20 protein-coding genes are annotated in these 19,671 nt (G+C 72.6%); 11 read left to right on the forward strand and 9 right to left on the reverse strand.

Annotated features, from left to right (window positions below; translation table 11 throughout):
• The first annotated feature begins 578 nt into the window (after positions 1 to 578).
• Together ABEB03_RS03250 and dapE are read left to right on the forward strand one after the other, a co-directional pair.
• Positions 579 to 2,039 (forward strand): amino acid permease, encoded by a 1,461-nt coding sequence (locus ABEB03_RS03250; protein WP_345640874.1) that lies wholly within the window; start codon positions 579 to 581, stop codon positions 2,037 to 2,039.
• Positions 2,036 to 3,106 carry a succinyl-diaminopimelate desuccinylase gene (gene dapE / locus ABEB03_RS03255; protein ID WP_345640876.1) on the forward strand — a complete coding sequence of 357 codons (1,071 nt, stop codon included), beginning with the start codon at positions 2,036 to 2,038 and terminating at the stop codon, positions 3,104 to 3,106. Before ABEB03_RS03250 ends, dapE begins: the two co-directional genes overlap by 4 nt.
• Here the strand turns inward: dapE and ABEB03_RS03260 are convergent.
• The gene (locus ABEB03_RS03260; protein ID WP_345640879.1) at positions 3,078 to 4,679 is read right to left on the reverse strand and encodes a PucR family transcriptional regulator; all 1,602 of its coding nucleotides are present in this window, start codon (positions 4,677 to 4,679) and stop codon (positions 3,078 to 3,080) included. The two genes, dapE and ABEB03_RS03260, sit on opposite strands and share 29 nt — an antisense overlap.
• A 105-nt stretch (positions 4,680 to 4,784) precedes the next feature.
• On the opposite strand from ABEB03_RS03260, the gene ABEB03_RS03265 reads away from it, so the two are divergent.
• From ABEB03_RS03265 to ABEB03_RS03275, 3 genes are read left to right on the forward strand one after another with little or no spacing between them, the layout of a single operon-like run.
• Complete coding sequence (locus tag ABEB03_RS03265; protein WP_345640882.1) at positions 4,785 to 5,702, forward strand: chorismate synthase; 918 nt, start codon at positions 4,785 to 4,787, stop codon at positions 5,700 to 5,702.
• Positions 5,699 to 6,820, forward strand: coding sequence for an o-succinylbenzoate synthase (menC, locus tag ABEB03_RS03270; protein WP_345640885.1), 1,122 nt, complete (start codon positions 5,699 to 5,701; stop codon positions 6,818 to 6,820). Before ABEB03_RS03265 ends, menC begins: the two co-directional genes overlap by 4 nt.
• 15 nt (positions 6,821 to 6,835) lie before the next feature.
• On the forward strand, positions 6,836 to 7,624 hold the full coding sequence (locus ABEB03_RS03275) for a S16 family serine protease (protein ID WP_345640887.1): 789 nt from the start codon (positions 6,836 to 6,838) through the stop codon (positions 7,622 to 7,624).
• A 95-nt stretch (positions 7,625 to 7,719) separates the two neighbouring features.
• Here ABEB03_RS03275 and ABEB03_RS03280 read toward each other — a convergent pair whose 3' ends face one another.
• From ABEB03_RS03280 to ABEB03_RS03310, 7 genes are all read right to left on the reverse strand, one after another.
• Positions 7,720 to 7,905, reverse strand: a complete 186-nt coding sequence (locus ABEB03_RS03280) for a hypothetical protein (protein WP_345640889.1) — start codon at positions 7,903 to 7,905, stop codon at positions 7,720 to 7,722.
• 33 nt (positions 7,906 to 7,938) lie between these two features.
• The gene (locus ABEB03_RS03285; protein WP_425589171.1) at positions 7,939 to 8,577 is read right to left on the reverse strand and encodes a helix-turn-helix domain-containing protein; all 639 of its coding nucleotides are present in this window, start codon (positions 8,575 to 8,577) and stop codon (positions 7,939 to 7,941) included.
• A gap of 87 nt (positions 8,578 to 8,664) precedes the next feature.
• Complete coding sequence (locus ABEB03_RS03290) at positions 8,665 to 9,627, reverse strand: glycine betaine ABC transporter substrate-binding protein (protein WP_345640893.1); 963 nt, start codon at positions 9,625 to 9,627, stop codon at positions 8,665 to 8,667.
• Entirely contained in the window at positions 9,624 to 10,493 is an 870-nt protein-coding gene (locus tag ABEB03_RS03295) for an ABC transporter permease (protein ID WP_345640895.1), read from the reverse strand. Before ABEB03_RS03295 ends, ABEB03_RS03290 begins: the two co-directional genes overlap by 4 nt.
• On the reverse strand, positions 10,490 to 11,803 hold the full coding sequence (locus ABEB03_RS03300) for a betaine/proline/choline family ABC transporter ATP-binding protein (protein WP_425589172.1): 1,314 nt from the start codon (positions 11,801 to 11,803) through the stop codon (positions 10,490 to 10,492). The genes ABEB03_RS03295 and ABEB03_RS03300 overlap by 4 nt, the downstream gene beginning before the upstream one ends.
• Entirely contained in the window at positions 11,796 to 12,443 is a 648-nt protein-coding gene (locus ABEB03_RS03305) for an ABC transporter permease (RefSeq protein ID WP_345640896.1), read from the reverse strand. The genes ABEB03_RS03300 and ABEB03_RS03305 overlap by 8 nt, the downstream gene beginning before the upstream one ends.
• Before the next feature lie 41 nt (positions 12,444 to 12,484).
• A complete protein-coding gene (locus ABEB03_RS03310; protein ID WP_028804733.1) occupies positions 12,485 to 12,955 on the reverse strand; it encodes an Lrp/AsnC family transcriptional regulator in 471 nt (156 codons plus the stop codon).
• A 122-nt stretch (positions 12,956 to 13,077) separates the two neighbouring features.
• Between ABEB03_RS03310 and hppD the strand changes: the two genes are divergently transcribed.
• From hppD to nthA, 5 genes are all read left to right on the forward strand, one after another.
• Positions 13,078 to 14,223: a 4-hydroxyphenylpyruvate dioxygenase gene (hppD, locus tag ABEB03_RS03315; protein ID WP_345640898.1), complete on the forward strand. Its 1,146-nt coding sequence runs from the start codon at positions 13,078 to 13,080 to the stop codon at positions 14,221 to 14,223.
• An 88-nt stretch (positions 14,224 to 14,311) separates the two neighbouring features.
• Complete coding sequence (locus ABEB03_RS03320; protein ID WP_345640900.1) at positions 14,312 to 15,211, forward strand: phage baseplate protein; 900 nt, start codon at positions 14,312 to 14,314, stop codon at positions 15,209 to 15,211.
• A gap of 21 nt (positions 15,212 to 15,232) precedes the next feature.
• Positions 15,233 to 15,595 (forward strand): hypothetical protein, encoded by a 363-nt coding sequence (locus tag ABEB03_RS03325; protein WP_345640902.1) that lies wholly within the window; start codon positions 15,233 to 15,235, stop codon positions 15,593 to 15,595.
• Positions 15,588 to 15,875 carry an SH3-like domain-containing protein gene (locus ABEB03_RS03330; protein WP_095934640.1) on the forward strand — a complete coding sequence of 96 codons (288 nt, stop codon included), beginning with the start codon at positions 15,588 to 15,590 and terminating at the stop codon, positions 15,873 to 15,875. Before ABEB03_RS03325 ends, ABEB03_RS03330 begins: the two co-directional genes overlap by 8 nt.
• On the forward strand, positions 15,865 to 16,449 hold the full coding sequence (gene nthA / locus ABEB03_RS03335) for a nitrile hydratase subunit alpha (protein ID WP_028804737.1): 585 nt from the start codon (positions 15,865 to 15,867) through the stop codon (positions 16,447 to 16,449). The genes ABEB03_RS03330 and nthA overlap by 11 nt, the downstream gene beginning before the upstream one ends.
• A gap of 29 nt (positions 16,450 to 16,478) precedes the next feature.
• Here nthA and ABEB03_RS03340 read toward each other — a convergent pair whose 3' ends face one another.
• Entirely contained in the window at positions 16,479 to 18,152 is a 1,674-nt protein-coding gene (locus tag ABEB03_RS03340) for a tetratricopeptide repeat protein (protein WP_345640906.1), read from the reverse strand.
• A gap of 92 nt (positions 18,153 to 18,244) precedes the next feature.
• Between ABEB03_RS03340 and ABEB03_RS03345 the strand changes: the two genes are divergently transcribed.
• Positions 18,245 to 19,660, forward strand: coding sequence for an FAD-binding oxidoreductase (locus ABEB03_RS03345; RefSeq protein ID WP_345640908.1), 1,416 nt, complete (start codon positions 18,245 to 18,247; stop codon positions 19,658 to 19,660).
• Positions 19,661 to 19,671: the final 11 nt, after the last annotated feature.

Genomic DNA, 19,671 nt, shown 5'->3' on the forward strand with positions numbered 1-19,671 from the left:
GGGCTCAGCGCCGCGCCGAGCCCGGCCGACGCCGGGTGCGTACGTCGCCACGCCGAGCCCGGACGGCCCGGGGCAACCCCGTCCCCGGGCAACTCCGTTCCCGAGCCGAGCTCGGCCGACGCCGGGTGCGTACGTCGCCACGCCGAGCCCGGACGCCCCGGGGCAACCCCGTCCCCAAGCCGAGCCCGGCCGACGCCGGGTGCGTACGTCGCCACGCCGAGCCCGGACGGCCCGGGGCAACCCCGTCCCCGGGCAACCCCGTCCCCGGGCAACCCCGTCCCCGGGCAACCCCGTACCCGGGCAACCCCGTTCCCGCGCCGAGCCCGGACCGCACCGCGCACCCCCGCGCCCCGCGCGGAAACCGCACCCCCGCGCCCCGCGCGGAAACCGCACCCCGCGCCCCGCGCGGAAACCGGAGTCCCCGCCCGCCGGCCGCGCAGGCCCGCCGCGCTCCCTCCGCTTTGGCCGGGACGACAAACCCTTTCGCCTATCTCTGGCCGATGCTCCCACCGGCCGGAGCTGTGGCGTCCGCATCATCAGGGCACTGAAGCGGACGGTGCGGTGGAGGGAGCAGCACGGTGGAGACAGTGCGTACACGGCCGAAGGCCGGTCCGGGGAGCGGGTGGGCCGGCCGGCTGACGCGGCGGCAGGACGTCGGGGCGCTGGTCGCCGACGCCGCCGGGAGCCCGCTGAAGCGGACCATGGGGGTCGGGCAGCTCACGCTGCTCAGCGTGGGTGCGACCCTCGGGACGGGCATCTTCGTGGTCCTGGGGGAGGCCGTCCCCGAGGCGGGCCCCGCCATCGTCGTGTCGTTCGTGCTGGCCGGGGTGACCGCGCTGTTCTCGGCGCTGTCGTACGCCGAGCTGGCCGGCATGATCCCCGGCTCCGGCTCCTCCTACAGCTACGCCTACGCCACCCTCGGTGAACTCGTCGCCTGGGTCTGCGGCTGGTGCCTGATCCTGGAGTACGGGGTGTCGGTGGCCGCCGTGGCCGTGGGCTGGGGCCAGTACGTCAACGAACTGCTGGACCTGACCGTCGGGGTCACCCTGCCCGAGTGGCTCAGCGCACCGCCGGGCGACGGCGGCGTCCTGAACGTCCCGGCCGCCGCGATCGTCGTCCTGTCCATGGTCGTACTGCTGCGCGGGGCCCGGGAGAGCGCCGTCGCGAACACCGTGATGGTCGGTGTGAAGATCGCCGCCCTGGTCATGTTCTGCGCGGTGGCCTTCACGGCCTTCCACGCCGGGAACTTCAGCCCGCTGTTCCCGCTCGGCACGGCCGGGATGAGCGCGGGCGCCGCGTCGCTGTTCTTCTCCTACATCGGCTTCGACGCCGCCTCCACGGCGGGCGAGGAGGCGCGGAACCCGCAGCGCGACCTGCCCCGTGCGATCATCCTCTCCCTCGTCCTGGTCACCGCGCTGTACGTGCTCGTCGCGGTCGCCGCGCTCGGGGCGATGCCGTGGCAGCGGTTCGAGGGCACGGAGGCCACGCTCAGCCAGGTGCTCGTGCAGTCGGTGGGCGGCGGGAACCTGTGGCCGGTGCTGCTGTCGGTGGGCGCGGTCGTCGCGACCACCAGCGTCGTGCTGACCGTGCAGTACGGGCAGATCCGCATCCTGTTCGCGATGTCGCGGGACGGCCTGGTGCCGCCGCTGTTCTCCAAGGTGCACCCGAGGACCGGGGTGCCGCGGGCCAACACCGTCATCGTGTCGCTGTTCATCGCCGTGCTCGCCGCGCTCGTCCCGCTGGGCGCCCTCGCCGACGCCACCAGCATCGGCACGCTGTTCGCCTTCATGCTGGTGAACCTGGCGGTGGTGCTGCTGCGGCGGCGCAGCCCCGAGGCGCCGCGTTCGTTCCGGGTGCCCTTCTCGCCGGTCACGCCGATCCTGGGCGTGGGCTTCTGCGCGTACATGCTGTTCAGCCTGGGCACCGACACCTGGGTCGCGTTCGGCGCGTGGATGGCGGCCGGACTGGTGATCTACCGGCTGTACGGGATCAGGCACTCCAAGCTCGACCAGGCTCCGGAACGTGAGGAAGCGGCATGACCCGGCTCGATCTCTTCGCCGACGTCGTCGCCCTCACCCGCGCGCTCGTCGACATCCCCTCCGAGAGCGGCCACGAGGCCCGGCTCGCGGACGCCGTCGAGGCGGCGCTCGCCGCGCTGCCGCATCTCACCGTCGAGCGGATCGGCCACTCGGTGGTCGCCCGCACCGACCTCGGTCACCCCGAACGGGTCCTGATCGCGGGCCACTTGGACACCGTGCCCGCCGCGGGCAACCTCCCCTCCCGCCTCGACGGCGGCCTCCTGCACGGCCTGGGTGCCTGCGACATGAAGGGCGGTGTCGCCGTCGCCCTGCGCCTCGCGGCCACCGTCCCCGCGCCGGCCGCCCGTGACGTCACGTACGTCTTCTACGAGTGCGAGGAGGTGGAGGGCGACCGCAACGGGCTCGGGGTGATCGCAGCCGCGCGCCCGGAGTTGCTCGCCGCGGACCTCGCGATCCTCATGGAGCCGTCCGACGCCGGGGTCGAGGCCGGCTGCCAGGGCGTGCTGAGCGCCGACATCACGGTGCGCGGCGAGCGGGCGCACACCGCGCGGTCCTGGATGGGCGTGAACGCCGCCCACCGGGCCGCCGCCGTCCTCCAGCGGCTCGCCGACCACACGCCGCAGCGGGTCGTGATCGACGGGCTGGAGTACCGGGAGGGACTGAACGCCGTCGCCGTACGCGCCGGGGTCGCCGGGAACGTCGTCCCCGACGAGTGCGTGATCACCGTCAACTCCCGTTTCGCGCCCAGCCGTTCGGCCCAGGAGGCCGAGGCGTACGTACGGGACCTGTTCCCCGGTCACGACGTCGAGGTCACCGAGGTCGTGACCGGAGCGCTGCCCGGACTCGGCCAGGAGGCGGTGGCCTCGCTGGTCGCCGTCCTCGGCGTGGCGCCGCGCCCGAAGCTGGGCTGGACCGACGTCGCCCGGTTCGCCGCGCTCGGCGTCCCCGCGCTCAACTACGGCCCCGGCGACCCGGTGCTGGCGCACACGGCGGGGGAGTACGTTCCGGTGGCGCAGCTGCACGCGTGCGAGGAGCGGCTCAGGAGCTGGCTGTCGGCGTCCCCCTGAGCCCCGCGAGTGCCCTCAACTGGAGCCACAGCACCAGCCGTTCGTCGGGATCGTCGAGGTCGATGCCGAGCTGCTGCCGGGCCTGCCGCAGGCGGTAGCGGCAGGTGTTGGGGTGCACGGCGAGCAGCCGCGCCGCGCCCGCCATGTCGCAGCCCGCGTCCAGCCAGCAGACGAGGGTGTGGGCGTAGTCGGTGCCGTGCTCGGCGTCGTACGCGAGGACCGTGCGCCATGCCCCGGCGCTCAACTCCCGGCTTTCGCCGAGCACTTCGGTGAGCCGGAGCAGGGTGACCCGGGCCCGTACCTCCTCGACGGACGCCACGGGCAGCTCCGGTCCGAGGACGCGCAGCACCAGGTCCGCGTCGTCGCGGGAGGCCGTCACCTCGGCGAGCCCCGGCACGACCTCGCCGAGACCCGCCCGCACGGGCACCCGCAGCGCCTGCCCGGCCCGCCGCACGACGTCCTCCACGAGCTGCTTGTGCCGCGCCCCGCCGCGCTCGCCGATCGCGGGCAGCAGCGCGTAGACGACCCCGTCGGCGAGGACGCAGGCGTGCCGCCCGTAGCGCGCCTCGCACTGGAGGCGTACGAGGTCCAGCAGGCGCAGCGCGGTCTGTTCGACGTCGGCCGCCGCGGCGGCCGGACCGAGCACGAAGGCGGCCACCCGGACGGGGGCCGGGCCGCCGTCGGGACCGATGCCCAGGCCGAGCCGGTGGGCCGCGGCGGCCGGGTCGGCGGTGCCGTCGAGGAGCCGGCGCAGCAGGTCGCCGTTCTGGTGCCGGGCCAGTTCCTGCGCGGCCCGGGCCCGCAGCAGCAGCATCGCCGCGGTGGACGCGCCCTGCGCGAGGGCCGCTTCGGCGTCCGGCGCGAGATTCCCGTCGTCGACCACCCACAGCGAGCCGAGGGTCTCGCCGCCGGCGCGCACCGCGACGGCGAGACGGGGCAGCAGGTCGGCTCCGGTGCCGGTGCCGAGCGCGGGCAGCCGTACCGGCCCGCCGGCCGCGAACAGCACCCGGTACTGATCGGAGTTCTCCGGGCTCGTCGGCACCTGGAGGCCGAGGATGCCCTGCCTGCGGTCCTCGTCGACGGACTGCCCCGGCACGGTCGAGTACGCGAGGATCCGCTGGCGCGGGTCCTCGATGGCGGTGGCGCCGCCGACGGCCGCCGCGACGGCGTCGGCGAGCGCGAACAGGTCGCCGAGGGCCGCGCCGCTGCCGAGGGCCGAGGGGGCGGCCCCGATCGCCGAGGCGAGCAGCAGGTGCACGTGGTGCCAGGCGGCGTCCTCGTCGACGGACAGCAGGGCCACACCCGCCGCCTCGGCCTCCGCGAGCGGTCCGTCCGGGCCGCGTACGACGAGCCCGCTCATCCCGGCCCGTGCCGCCGCCCGCGCGAACGGCGCCGCCGCGGACGCGCGGACGCCGACGGCGAGCAGCAGCGCCCCGGGGGCGTTCGGCAGTGGTGTGTGGGCGTCGTGGAGCAGGGCCTCCGTCACGGGCACGGTGAGCCCGTGGGGCGCGGTGTGCAGCCGGACCGGGCCGCCGACGACGTCCAGCAGGTCGCCGAGGGTGCAGGCGTCCACGGGACCTCCCTCCAGGCAGTGGCTTGGCCGATCTCATCAGGAACGTACGTGCTCGTTGTCCTGATGCACAACGCGAGGGCGGCGGTGAGCTCGGAGACTCGACCCATGACAGGAGATTCCACGGCAGTCGCCCCCAGGGCGGCGGGTGCCACGGCAGGGGTTCCCGGGGTGGCGGAGAGCGCGGCGGCCGGGGTGCCGGCGGAGGCGCGGGAGGTCGCGCGGGCCGCGGCCCGTGCCGCCGGCGTCGAGGTCCGCACGGTGCACGACGTCGCCGGCATCGCCGCCGTGACCGACTTCTTCAGCGACGTCTGGCAGACCCCGCGCAGCACTCCGCCGTACCCGGCCGAGGTGCTGCACAGCCTCGTCCACGCGGGCGGCGCGGTGCACGCCGCCTTCGACGGCGGGCGGCCCGCCGGCGCCTCGGTCGCCGTCTTCGGCCCGCCCTGCGGGGCGGACGTGTACTCCTTCGTGGCCGCGGCCCGTGCCTCCGACCGGGGTGTCGGGTACGCCGTGAAGCAGGCCCAGCGCCTCTGGGCCCTGGAGCGCGGCGCCAGGTCGATGCGCTGGACCTTCGACCCGCTGGTCGGCCGCAACGCCCGCTTCAACCTGGTCAAGCTCGGCGCCGTCGGCACGGAGTACCTCGTCGACTTCTACGGGCCCATGGCGGACGGGGTCAACGACGGGGACGAGAGCGACCGGCTCACGGTGACCTGGGACCTGGTCCGTCCCACCCCGTCGCGCCCGGTGCCCGACGCCGCGGCCCGCGACGCCGCGCCCGCCACACGTCGCGCCCCCGACGGCGGTCCGCTCGCCCGCCGGGACCCCGGTGGCCGCCACGTGTGGTGCCGTGTGCCGCACGACGCCGTCGCGCTGCGGGCCGCGGACCCGGTCCTGGCGCTGCGCTGGCGGCACGCCGTCCGGGAGGTCTTCACGGAGGCCTTCGCCGAGGGGTTCACCGCGACGGGGATGTCCCGCGACGGCTGGTACACGCTCACCCGCAGCCCCGAGGAGGGCACCGCATGAAGCTCGAACGCGTCGAGGTCGTCCACATCGCCCTCCCGCTGGTCACGCCCTTCCGGACGTCCTTCGGCACCATGACGACGAAGGACACCTTCCTGCTGCACGTCGTCACGGACGCGGCCGAGGGCTGGTCGGAGTTCGCCGCCGACCCCGAGCCGCTGTACTGCTCGGAGTTCGTGACGGGCGCGGAGATCGTGCTGCGGGACTTCCTGCTGCCGCGCGTGGCGGCCCTCCCCGACCTCACGGCCGCCGCCGTCGCACCCGCCCTGGCGAAGGTCAAGGGACACGAGCTGGCCAAGGCGGCGCTGGAGACCGCCGTGCTCGACGCCGAACTGCGTGCGCACGGCATGTCGCTCGCCACCTACCTCGGCGCGGTGCGCGACCGGGTGCCCGCGGGCGTCTCGGTCGGCATCAAGGACTCCGTCCCGGCCCTCCTCGACGACGTCGAGCGCTACCTCTCCGAGGGGTACGTCCGCATCAAGCTGAAGATCGAACCCGGCTGGGACCTGCATCCCGTGCGCGCCGTGCGCGAACGCTTCGGGGACGCGCTGCCGCTCCAGGTGGACGCCAACACGGCGTACACCCTCGCCGACGCCGAGCTTCTGCGCGGCCTCGACGCGTACGGGCTGCTGCTGATCGAGGAGCCCCTGGAGGAGAACAACCTCCACCAGCACGCGCTGCTGCAGAGCCGTATCGCCACCCCCGTCTGCCTGGACGAGTCGCTGCACAGCGCCCGCGACACCGCGTCCGCGATCGCCATGGACGCGTGCCGGGTCGTCAACGTGAAGCCCGCCCGCGTCGGCGGTTATCTGGAGGCCCGCCGCATCCACGACGTCGCGCACGCGCACGGCGTCCCCGCCTGGTGCGGCGGCATGCTGGAGACCGGCATCGGCCGCGCCCCCAACCTGGCGCTCGCCGCCCTGCCCGGATTCACCCTCCCCGGCGACACGTCGGCGTCGAGCCGCTACTTCGCCGAGGACATCACCGAACCCTTCGTCCTGCAGGACGGGCATCTGCCGGTGCCGCGCACCCCGGGGATCGGGACCGAACCGCTTCCTGAGGCGCTGCGCCGCTTCACGACCGCGCGGCGGGACCTGTACGGGGGGCACGCCGGGCGGTGACGTTAGATTGATCCCGTGCTCTCACGCCTCACACGTCCCAAGGCCGTCGCCGTCTGCGCCGTTCCCGTCGTGGCACTGCTCGCCACGGCGGTGTTCGCGCCGCTGCCGTTCTCCGTGGCGCAGCCCGGCCTGACGGCGAACGTCCTCGGCGAGAACAAGGGCGTCCCCGTGATCACGATCAGCGGCGCGCCCGTCCGTGACACCAGCGGTCAGCTGCGGATGACCACGATCGAGGCGACGGGCCCCGACGCGAACGTCTCGCTCGGCGACGTGCTCGGCGGCTGGTTCGCCACGGACCGCGCCGTGATGCCGCGCGACTCGGTCTACCCGAGCGGGAACAGCGTCGAGGAGATCGAGCGGCACAACGCGGACGAGATGAAGAAGTCCCAGGACACGGCCACCGAGGCGGCGCTGTCGTACCTCCACGAGAAGGACGACGTGAAGGTGACGCTGAAGCTCGCCGACGTCGGCGGGCCCAGTGCCGGACTGCTCTTCTCGCTCGGCATCGTCGACAAGCTGGACGGCGACGGCAGCGGCGGCGACCTCACGGGCGGCCGGAACATCGCCGGTACGGGGACGATCGACGCCGACGGGAAGGTCGGCGCGGTCGGGGGTGTGTCGCTGAAGACCCAGGCGGCCCGGCGGGACGGCGCGACGGTCTTCCTGGTGCCGAAGGCGGAGTGTTCGGAGGCGAAGGCGGAACTCCCGGAGGGACTCCGCCTGATCCCGGTGACCAGCCTGGCGGGTGCGGTGGACGCCCTGGTGGCCCTGGACGCGGGCAAGGGCGGGGTCCCCGGCTGCTAGGCCCCGTCCGACCGTTCCCGCCTGCCCGGCGACGCCATGCACGCACGCTCGCCGCACCGGACACCTGGAGGGCGTCCCCCGAAGAGACGGCCGGATCAGTGCGCCACGGCCGCCCCGGGCGTGGCGGCCAGCCGCAGGCCCACCTCCACGAGGGTCCAGCCGAGGCGGGTGCGCAGCTCGCGCGGGGGCCGGGCCGAGGCCGCGAGCCGGTGGGCGTCCGCCCGGGCGCGCAGGTCGGCGGCGCGGGCGTGGTGCAGTCCAAGAGCGTTGTCCGGGTGCATCGGGGCGACCTTTCTGCGGCCTGATCGGGCCGGTCAGTCGGAGACGTGCGGGAACGCGTGCGTGTGGATGCGGACCTGTTCCGCCGTGGGGTCGTCCGCGGGGGCCTCGCGGGCGCTGTAGCTCTCGATCAGTTCGTGCATCTTCTCGACGAGTTCACGGGCACTTCCCGGTGTCAGGCGCAGGGTGAAGTCGCTCATGTCGCCGGCGTGGGACCATTCCTCGGACCAGTCGCCGCGCGTGGCCAGCCACGTCGACAGTTCACGGCCGTGGCTCGTCGCCACCTCGTGCAGGAACAGGTCGGCGGCCCCGCGCACCGCCGGGTCGGGGTGGTCGAGCAGCTCCTCGTCGAAGCCCACGCCCCGGTCGACGGCCCGCCACCAGCGCTCCCGTCCCTTGTTCTGCTCCGGGGCGTCCTCGACGAAGCCGTGCGCGGCGAGCTGGCGGAGGTGGTAGCTGGTCGCTCCGCTGGACTCGCCCAGTCGCTCGGCGAGCATCGACGCGGTGGCCGGACCGCGTTGCCGCAGCATGCTCAGCAGTTCCATGCGGAGCGGATGGGCGATTCCGCGCAGTGAACGTGCATCGAGGCGTCGGGGCGGTGGGGGAGGCGGCGGTGGAGCGGGGGGCGCGGGTGGTGGCGGGGGCGAGGGTGGCCGAGGGGGCTGCTCCGTCATGGGTACAAAGATAGTCTTGCAAAGAAACCCTTGCAACGGTTTCTTTGCAACTCGCCGGCGCGGCGGGCGAGGCGCCTCGCCCGCCCCTCACTTCACCAGCCCCTCCGACTTCATCCAGTCCAGGGCCACCTGGTGCGGATCCTCGCCGTCGACGTCGACCCTCGCGTTCAGGTCCTGGGCCACCGTGTTGTTCAGCTTCTTCGTCACCGGCTCGATGACCTGGGCGATCGCCGGATACTTCTTCAGTGCCTCGGTGTTGATCACAGGTGCGGCGTTGTAGTTGGGGAAGAACTTCTTGTCGTCCTGCATCACCACCAGGTTCATCGACTTGATGCGCCCGTCGGTGGTGAACACCTCCCCGTAGGTGCAACTGCCCTTCGCGACCTGGGTGTAGATGATCCCGGTGTCCATCTGCGTGATGTTCTTCGCGGGCACGCTCATCCCGTAGGCCTTCTCCATGCCCGGCAGCCCGTCGGCCCGGTTGGCGAACTCGCTCTCCACGCACAGGGTCACCGCGCCCGGGTCCGACTTGGAGAGCGCGGCCACCTCGGAGAGCGTCCTGGTCCGGTACTTCTTGAAGCCGGCCTGGTTCATGGCGAGCGCGTACGTGTTGTTGAGGGCGGACGGCGGCAGCCAGGTCACCCCGTTCTTCAGGTCCGCGTCGCGCACCGCCCGCCACTGCTCCTGCGGGTCGGGGATCGGCTTGCTGTTGCCGAGATAGGTGATCCAGGCGGTGCCCGTGTACTCGTACATCGCGTCCGCGTCGCCGTTCTTGAGGGCCTCGCGGGCGCCGATCGACCCCTGGATGCCCGTGCGGTCGAGGACGTCCGCGCCGGCCGCCTGGAAGGCGATGCCCATGATCGCTCCCAGGATCAGCTGCTCGGTGAACTCCTTGGACGTCACCGTCAGATGCGCGCCCTTGAGCGGTTCGCCCTGCCCGATGGAGCCGGGTCCGACGTCGTCGGTCATGGGGGAGCCGCTGGTCAGCCCACACCCGGCGGCCAGGACGAGGACGCCGGCCAGTGCTGGGCAGGCACGCGGACGCCTCATGTCCCCACCTCCAGCCCGCGGGGCCGCAGGAACAGTTCGGCCAGTGAGGCGAGCCAGTCGACGAGCAGGGCGAGCGCCACGGTGAGGACCGAGCCGAGCACCAGGACCGGCATGCGCTGGTTGGTGATCCCGGTGGTGATGAGGACGCCGAGGCCGCCTCCGCCGCCGAAGGTGGCGAGGGTCGCCGTGCCCACGTTCAGGACGAGCGCCGTCCGCACGCCGGCGAGGATCAGCGGCACGGCCAGCGGGAGTTCGATGCGGGTCAGGACGCCCAGCGGCGACATGCCGATGCCGCGCGCCGCCTCCAGGACCGTCGGGTCGTTGGCCTTCAGGCCGGCGATCGTGTTGGACAGCACCGGCAGGACGGCGTAGACGATGATGCCGATCAGGGCCGCCTTCGTGCCCGTTCCGAGCCAGATGACCAGGAGCGCCAGCAGACCGATCGCCGGGGTGGCCTGCCCCATGTTGGCGATGGTCATCGCGAGCGGCGTCGCCTTCCGGAACGCCTTGCGGGTGAGCAGGATGCCCAGCGGGATGGCGATGACGAGCACGAAGAAGGTCGAGATCACGCTCAGTTCGATGTGCTGCCACAGCGCCTTCGACACCTGGCCGTTCGACAGGGCGTTGCGGGAGATCTCGTCGAGGTCCGCCTGCTGGAACCAGAGCCAGGTGGCGAGCAGCAGCGCCACCAGCGTGGCCGGCAGGAAGGTGAGCTTCTGCCAGGTGATCCGCCGCTTCGGCGCGGTGGGGGGCGGCGGCGGGGCCTCCCGCTCGCCCTCGCCCGAGCCGTCGCTGTCGTCGCGGAAGGCGAGCCCCTCGACCTCGTGCTCGCCCTCGGGCCGCCGATCCGTGGGCGGTGTGCTCACGCCTTCGCCTCCCCGGTGTCGACACCTTCCTGTTCGAAGTGGGTCTGCTGCGCGCGGGTCTCCTCCAGCTCGTGCTGGTGCTCCATCGCGTCCAGCCGGTCGGCCTCCAGGAGCTCGTGCACGGAGTTCATCAGCGTCTCCATGTCGACGACGCCGATGTACTCCCCGCGCCGCCCGGTGACCGCGACCCGGCCCGCGTTGTCCGTGAGGACCGCCTCCAGCGCGTCCCGCAGCGTCGCGTCCAGGGTCACCGTGTCGTGCACCAGCGTGCCCGCCCGCGCCAGCGAGCCCCTGGCCCGCATCAGGTCGCCGCGCCGCAGCCACTTGTAGGGGCGGCCCCGCTTGTCGAGCAGCAGGATCTCGTTCGTCCCGCTGGAGCGGAGCCTGTTGAAGATCTCCTGGAGCGGGTCGTCGACGGTGACCGTCGGATACTCGGTGACCTCCACGTCCCGTACGCGGGTGAGGTTGAGCCGCTTCAGCGCCGCGCCCGCGCCCACGAACCCGGACACGAAGTCGTCGGCCGGGTTGGTGAGGATCGCCTCCGGGGTGTCGAACTGCGCGATGTGCGAGCGTTCCCGCAGTACCGCGATCCGGTCGCCGAGCTTGATCGCCTCGTCGAAGTCGTGGGTGACGAAGACGATCGTCTTGTGCAGCTCGTGCTGGAGCCGGATCAGCTCGTCCTGGAGGTGGTCCCGGGTGATCGGGTCCACGGCCCCGAACGGCTCGTCCATCAGCAGCACCGGCGGATCGGCCGCCAACGCCCGCGCCACCCCGACACGCTGCTGCTGGCCGCCGGAGAGCTGGCGCGGATAGCGGCCGTGGAACTCGCCGGGGTCGAGCCCGACGAGGTCGAGCATCTCCTCGACCCGCGTCTTGATCCGGCCCTTCGGCCAGCCGGTCATCCTCGGTACCAGCGCGATGTTCTGGGCGACCGTCATGTGCGGGAAGAGCCCGGACGACTGGATCGCGTAGCCGATCTTGCGGCGCAGCTTCACCGGGTCCATGTGGGTGACGTCCTCGCCCCCGATGCGGATGCGGCCACCGGTCGGCTCGATCAGCCGGTTGATCATCTTCAGGGTGGTGGACTTCCCGCATCCGGACGGGCCCACGAACACGACGATCTCGCCCGCCCTGATCTCCATGTTGACGTTGTCCACGGCGGCGTCACGGCTGCCCGGGTACCGCTTGGTGAGGTGCTCCAGCTCGATGGTGGCGCCGGTCGTGGACGCGTGCCCGCTCCCGGCCGCCCGCTCCTCGGGGGTGTTCCCTGCGGGCGACGCGGCCGTCGTGTCGGACGCGGGTTCAGGCACGGATCCCCCTCGGAATGGTCAACCGTCCGATGAGCACGTACGCGGCGTCGAACAGCAGCGACAGGATGATGATCCCGAGCGTCCCCGCGAGCACCTGGTTGAGCGCGTTCTTGCTGCCCAGGGAGCCGATGCCGCGGAAGATCTCATTGCCGAGGCCGGGTCCGGAGGCGTACGCGGCGATGGCCGCGATGCCCATCATCATCTGGGTGGCGACACGGATGCCGACGAGGATCGGCGGCCAGGCCAGCGGCAGTTCGACCCTGACGAGCCGGGCCGGCCGCGACATGCCGATGCCCTTCGCCGCGTCCACCAGCGACGCGTCGACGCCGCGCAGGCCGACGATCGAGTTGCGCACGACCGGCAGCAGCCCGTACAGCGTCAGCGCGATCACCGTGGGCGGCACGCCGAGCCCCACGACGGGGATCAGCAGACCGATCATGGCGAGCGACGGAATGGTCAGGAACGTGGCCGTGGTGGTCGTCGCGACGTTGCCCGCCCACTGGCTGCGGTAGGTGGCGATGCCGATCAGCACGCCGATGGCCGTCGCCACGACCATGCACTGGAAGACGGCGCTCGCGTGCTGGTAGGCGTCCGTGAACAGTTGCTGGTGGCGGCTGCCCAGGTACTCCCAGAAGTTCACGGCACCGGCCCTCACCTCGACGGCGCCCGGGGCCACGGGCGTCAGGTGTCTCCCGACGCCTGTTCCACGAGCGGGATGATCCGCAGCGGAACGGGGTTCTCCATGACGATCGCCGTGGAGGCCCGGACGATGCCATCAAAACCGACAACCCGGTCGATCACACGTTGGAGATCCGCGTTCGAGCGGGCCACGAGACGGCACAGCATGTCCCCGCTGCCGGTCGTGGTGTGCAGTTCCAGCATCTCCGGCACGGTCGCCAAGTGCGCTCGCACGTCGGGGCCTTGCCCCTGCCGGATCTGGAGCGTCGCGAACGCGGTCACGGGGTAGCCGAGGGCGGCCGGATCGACCTGCGGGCCGAAGCCCCGGATGACGCCATTCGACTGAAGCCGGTCGAGCCGCGCCTGCACGGTGCCGCGCGCGACCCCGAGCCGCCGGGACATCTCCAGCACCCCGATGCGCGGTTCCTCGGCCAGCAGCACGATGAGCCGGCCGTCCAGATGATCGATCGCCATGCGGACCTCCGAGATGGTCATCATGTACAGAAAGCCCGACGAGGCAGCCCTCTGGTTGAGCATATTGTCCAGTGAATACGCGAACTATTGCGCACCTTGTGGAACAGAGGGAGTCTGCGCGCATGACGCAGACCACACACCACACTCCCGACACCGCCCGGCAGGCCGACCCCTTCCCGGTCAAGGGAATGGACGCGGTCGTCTTCGCCGTCGGCAACGCCAAGCAGGCCGCGCACTACTACTCCACCGCCTTCGGCATGCGGCTCGTGGCCTACTCCGGACCGGAGAACGGCAGCCGCGAGACGGCGTCGTACGTCCTCGAGAACGGCTCGGCGCGCTTCGTCTTCACCTCCGTCATCAAGGCCACCACGGACTGGGGCCGCTTCCTCGGCGAGCACGTGGCCGAGCACGGCGACGGCGTCGTCGACCTGGCCATCGAGGTGCCGGACGCGCGCGCCGCGTACGCCTACGCCATCGAGCACGGTGCCCGCTCGGTCGCCGAGCCGTACGAGATCAAGGACGAGCACGGCACCGTCGTCCTCGCCGCGATCGCCACCTACGGCAAGACCCGCCACACGCTCGTCGACCGCTCCGGCTACGACGGCCCCTACCTCCCCGGCTTCGTCGCCGCCGAGCCGATCGTCGAGCCGCCCGCCCACCGCACCTTCCAGGCCATCGACCACTGCGTCGGCAACGTCGAACTCGGCCGCATGAACGAGTGGGTCGGCTTCTACAACGAGGTCATGGGCTTCACGAACATGAAGGAGTTCGTGGGCGACGACATCGCGACCGAGTACAGCGCGCTGATGTCCAAGGTCGTCGCCGACGGCACGCTCAAGGTCAAGTTCCCGATCAACGAGCCCGCCATCGCCAAGAAGAAGTCCCAGATCGACGAGTACCTGGAGTTCTACGGCGGCGCCGGCGTCCAGCACATCGCGCTGAACACGAACGACATCGTGGAGACCGTACGCACCATGCGCGCGGCCGGCGTCCGGTTCCTCGACACCCCGGACTCCTACTACGACACCCTCGGCGAGTGGGTGGGCGACACCCGGGTGCCCGTCGACACGCTCCGCGAGCTGAAGATCCTGGCCGACCGCGACGAGGACGGCTACCTCCTGCAGATCTTCACCAAGCCGGTCCAGGACCGTCCGACCGTCTTCTTCGAGATCATCGAGCGGCACGGCTCGATGGGCTTCGGCAAGGGCAACTTCAAGGCCCTGTTCGAGGCGATCGAGCGCGAGCAGGAGAAGCGCGGCAACCTGTAGAACCCGCAACCGGCGGGGCCGGGAGGGGACTCTCAAGTCCTGTGGGCGCCACGGGGGCGCCCACGGGACGCGGGAGGGACGAGGCCGCATGGGTGATCCGCGGTCCGACAGGACCACCGTCGACGAACCGGTCGACCTGACCACACCGTCCGAGCGCTGGCTGTGGAAGAAGGACACGCTCCGCGAGCCGACGATCCTCCAGTCGTTCGCCTTCGACGAGGTGAACGGCCACCTCTACGCGCTCCAGGTCACCGAGGGCGGCGGTGAGGCCGGCGACCTGTGCCTGACCCGGCTCGACGAGGCCGGCGACCGGCTCGGCCACATGTACCTGCCCGGCTTCGGCCACGGCGTGTCCATGGGCGTGCAGAACGCCTCCGACGGCACCGTGTGGATCTGGACCGAGGCCGACGCGGTGGACGGCTACGGGCAGGGCGTGACCCGCTTCCGCTTCGTCGACGGAGCCACCCGCACCCGCGCCCAGGTCCACGTCCGCCGACCGGTACCGGGTTCGACCGGCAACCAGCCCGCCGTCTGCATGGCCACCCGCCGCATCGCCGTACGCCACCGCGTCGACGGCGTGCCGCGCTATCGCGTCTGGGACCTCGACGCGTTCGTCGCCGGCGACTACACCGCGCACCTCGCCGACTTCCCGCAGACCGGCGCCCACCCGGACCCCGCGGTCCCGTTCCAGGGGTACGCGCTGCACGGCGACCACCTCTACCAGCTCGCGGGCGCGGCGTACGACGAGACCGCCGACCCGCCCTCCGGGCACGGCAACACGTACGTCTCCCGCCTCGACGTCCGCACCGGCGCGCTGATGCAGCGGGCGCGCACGGAGGCGGGGTACTCGCTCGACCACCGTGAACCCGAGGGCCTCGCCGTGCGCCGCGCCGGCGGGCTGCGGCTGTGTATCGGGCTCGCCTCGGGCGAGCGGGGGGCCCGCAGGTTCTCCGTCTACTGCAAGCCGTTCGCGCCCCCTGAGCCGTAGCCCCGGACATAGGCTGACTGCATGGCCAGGATCAACGACGTGGGCGGCATGCAGGGGTTCGGCGCCGTCGACACCACCGACGACACCGAACCCTTCCACGCCGACTGGGAGGCCCGGGTCGTCGGCCTCTTCAACGCCCTGCGCGCGCAGGGGCTGTTCAACACGAACGAGTTCCGGGACGCCATCGAGTCCATCCCGCCCGCGCGGTACCTCACGACGTCGTACTACGAGCGGTGGTTCATCGCGATCTGCGTCCTGCTGGAACGCAAGGGCGTCCTCGCACCGGGTGAACTGGACGGTGCGGTCGGCGCGGACGGGCCGGACGGCCTCGCGCGGCCCGGCGGTTCCGCCGGACCCGGGCAGCCGGGCGGACCCGATGCCTGACCGTTTCGCGCCCGGCGACCTCGTGCGCACCTACCTCCACGACCCGCCGCACCACACCCGCCTGCCCCGCTACGCGCGCGGCAAGCGCGGCGTGGTCGTCGAGGCGGAGGGCGGCGCGCAGCTCGCCGACGTCAGCGCCCAGGGACGCGACGACGCCCCCGTCGAGCAGGTCTACGCGGTCCGGTTCGCGGCCCGTGACCTGTGGGGTGAGGGCGACCACCACGTCGTACTGGACCTGTGGGAAAGCTATCTGGAAGAGGACCCCGAAGATGAGCGGTGACCATCACGACGACGCCCTGATCTCCCGGCGGGTGCGCCGCCTGGAGACCCTCCTGGAGGAGAAGGGGGTGCTCTCGGGCGGCGCGCTGGACGAGGTGATCGACGCCTTCCTGTCGGGCGCGTCCCCCGCCAACGGCGCCAGGGTGGTGGCCCGGGCCTGGACCGACCCGGCCTTCAGGTCCCGTCTGCTCGCCGACGGCACCGCGGCCGTGCGTGAACTCGGCTTCATGGACGGCTCGTACCAGCGGCTGCGGGTCGTCGAGAACACGGAGACCCTCCACAACGTCATCGTCTGCACGCTGTGCTCCTGCTACCCGCTCCGGCTCCTCGGCCCCTCCCCGAGCTGGTACAAGTCCGAGTCCTACCGCTCCCGCGTCGTCCGCGAACCCCGCGCGGTGCTCGCCGAGTTCGGGCTCGGCCTGCCGGCGGACACCGAGATCTCCGTCTGGGACTCCAGTGCCGAGACCCGCTACATGGTCCTGCCGCGCCGCCCGGCCGGCACGGAGTCCCTCGACGAGACGGAACTGGCCGCCCTGGTCACCCGCAACGCGCTGATCGGCACCGCCGCCGTCTGAACCGCCGGGCCCGTCCGGCGCGCGGCCGCTCAGTGCGTCGCCGGGTGACGCGCCGTCGATCCCGCCGTGGGCCCGGCCGAGGGCTGGGCCGGAGCGGCGGGGGAGGTGGCGGCCGGGGTGCGGGTGGCGCCCCCGGACGGGGTCCTGCCCGTGCCGGCGGTCGGCGCCGCGCCCGTGCCCGGCGCCGGGGCCGGGGCCGGGGCCGGAGCGCCGGCCGCCCCCACGGCCGGTGCCTCCTCCTCCGGCTCCTCCGCCTCCAGCTCTTCCGGCCCCACCGCCGGGGGCTCGCCCAGGTCCGCCAGGGCCTGCCGGGCCTGCGGCACCAGCAGCGGGGAGAAGTGCGGATTGAGCAGCAGCGCCTCGGAGAGATGGCGGCGGGCCGAGCCGGTGCGGTCCAGGGACAGTTCGATCTGACCCAGGTGGTACATGTACAGCGCGCTGCGCACCCCGCCGCCGTGCTCCTTGTCCGTGATCCGGTTGGCGAACTTGATCGCCTCCTCGTCCTCCCCGGCCCGGTGCAGCGCCCAGCCCAGCGCGTCCGCGACGGGCATGCTGGGGTGCCGCTCCCATGCCTCGCGCAGCCGCCACACCGCCTCCAGCGGGTCGCCGTGGTCCGCCTCGAAGATCCCGAGGACCAGTTCGTCGTCCACGCCCTCCGCGCTCTCCTGCCGCACCCGCTGCCGCAGCAGGTCGTACTGGGTGCGCGCGTCGGCGTCCATGCCGAGCTTCTCGTACAGCTCGCCCAGCTCCAGCGCGTACCGGGGCGTGGGCCGCTTGGCGATCGCCGCCCGGTAGGCGCGCACGGCCTCCGAGCTGCGCCCCAGCGCCGCCAGCGCGCGCCCCTGTCCGGCGAGTGCCCCGTGCTCGTCGGGATCGGCGCGCACCGCGGCCCGGTAGTAGCGCAGCGACTCCTCCGGTTCGCCGCGCTCCCACGCCAGCTCACCGGCCTGCTCCATGAGGACCGCCTGCTCGGCGGGGCTCCCCGCGCCCGCCGCCGCGTCCGTGATCACGGCCACCGCGTCCTCGCGCCAGCCGCGGTCCCAGTACACCCGTGAGGCCTGCGCCTGCACGGTCGGCCCGGTGTGCAGCGCCGTCAGCTTGTCGAGCGCCTTGCGGCCCGCCTTGAAGTCCCCGAGACCCCGGTACGCGTCGATGAGCAGCGGATACGTCGTCCACCGCTTCGGCGCCAGCTCCACCGCGGCCTCGCCCCACTTCTTCGCCTCGCGGAAGTCGCCGCGGGCGTCGGCGAGCGCGGCCAGGCCGTCCAGCGCCTCCACGTTCCCCTGCGTCCTGACCCGCAGCGAGGTGCGCAGCGCCTGCTCGGCCTTCGGGTAGTACGCGGGCAGCGCGGTCCGCCGGGCCTGCTCCAGGTACGCGCTGCCGAGCACCGCCCACGACTGGCCGTCCCGGGGATGGGCCCGCACATGCGCCTCGCGATCCCCGATGAGCGCCTTCAGATCGGGCAGCGCGACCGGAACCCCGGCCCCCACCGCCGTCATCGCCCGCGCCACCGAACCCGGCGCGGGCCGCGGTGCCGTGGCGGGCCGCAGCACGGGCAGCAGCACCAGCACACCGGCGAGGACGCCGCCGCCCGCGGTCACGCCGATCAGCACGCGCCTGACCGTGCGGGGGCGCCGCCGCGGAGCGGCCGGCCCGTGCGGCTGAAGCCCGGTGAGGACCGGCTGTCGCTCTTCGTTCTCCATGCGGCTCACTGTGCGTCAATACGAAGACCACATCGCGGTACGGCAAGGCTCGCGCGGATGGGGTTCACACCGATGGCCGCGGGTGCGAACCTGTGATCATGAGCCGTATCGAAGCCCCGCACGACGAAGCCACGGCGGCGACCGGCGACCTCGTGGACCGCCTGCGCGGCGGCCTGCCGGCCGAATCCGTCCTCGTCGACCCGGACGTCACCGCCTCGTACGCCAACGACATGGCGAGCTTCTGCGAGGCGGGCACGCCCGCCGTCGTCGTCCTCCCGCGCACCGTCGAGCAGGTCCAGCACGTCATGCGGACCGCCAGCGACCTGCGCGTACCCGTCGTCCCGCAGGGCGCCCGCACCGGCCTGTCCGGCGCCGCCAACGCCTCCGAGGGCTGCATCGTGCTGTCCCTCACCAAGATGGACCGCATCCTGGAGATCAACCCGGTCGACCGGATCGCCGTCGTCGAACCCGGCGTCGTCAACGCCACGCTCTCCCGCGCGGTCAACGAACACGGGCTCTACTACCCGCCGGACCCCTCCAGCTGGGAGATGTGCACGATCGGCGGCAACATCGGCACGGCCTCCGGCGGCCTGTGCTGCGTCAAGTACGGAGTGACGGCCGAGTACGTCCTCGGCCTGGACGTCGTCCTCGCCGACGGACGGCTGATGAGCACCGGCCGCCGCACGGCGAAGGGCGTCGCCGGATACGACCTCACGCGCCTGTTCGTCGGCTCCGAGGGCTCCCTCGGCATCGTCGTCCGGGCCGTCCTCGCGCTCCGGCCGCAGCCCCCCGCGCAACTGGTGCTGGCCGCCGAGTTCGGGTCGGCGCGCGCCGCCTGCGACGCGGTGTGCCGGATCATGGAGGGCGGCCACGTCCCGTCCCTGCTCGAACTCATGGACCGTACGACGGTGAAGGCCGTCAACGACCTCGCGCACATGGGACTCCCGGAGACCACCGAAGCGCTGCTCCTCGCGGCCTTCGACACCCACGACCCGGCGGCCGACCTCGCCGCCGTGGGGGCGCTGTGCGAGGCCGCGGGCGCCACCCAGGTGGTGCCGGCGGAGGACGCGGCCGAGTCCGAACTCCTGCTCCAGGCCAGGCGGTTGTCCCTCACCGCGCTCGAAGCGGTCAAGGGCACCACGATGATCGACGACGTGTGCGTGCCGCGCTCCCGACTCGGCGACATGCTCGAAGGCATCGAACGCGTCGCGGAGAAGTACGCCCTGACCATCGGGGTGTGCGCGCACGCGGGTGACGGCAACACGCATCCCACGGTCTGCTTCGACGCCGCCGACCCCGACGAGTCCCGGCGCGCCCGCGAGTCCTTCGACGAGATCATGGCCCTCGGTCTGGAGCTCGGCGGCACGATCACCGGCGAGCACGGCGTGGGCGTCCTGAAGAAGGAGTGGCTGGCGCGTGAGATCGGCCCGGTGGGGGTGGAGATGCAGCGGGCGGTCAAGGAGGTCTTCGACCCGCTGGGCATCCTGAACCCGGGCAAGCTGTTCTGATCCGTCCGCGC

Source organism: Streptomyces siamensis, from assembly GCF_039543605.1.
In the GTDB taxonomy this organism is placed as follows: Bacteria; Actinomycetota; Actinomycetes; order Streptomycetales; family Streptomycetaceae; genus Streptomyces; species Streptomyces siamensis.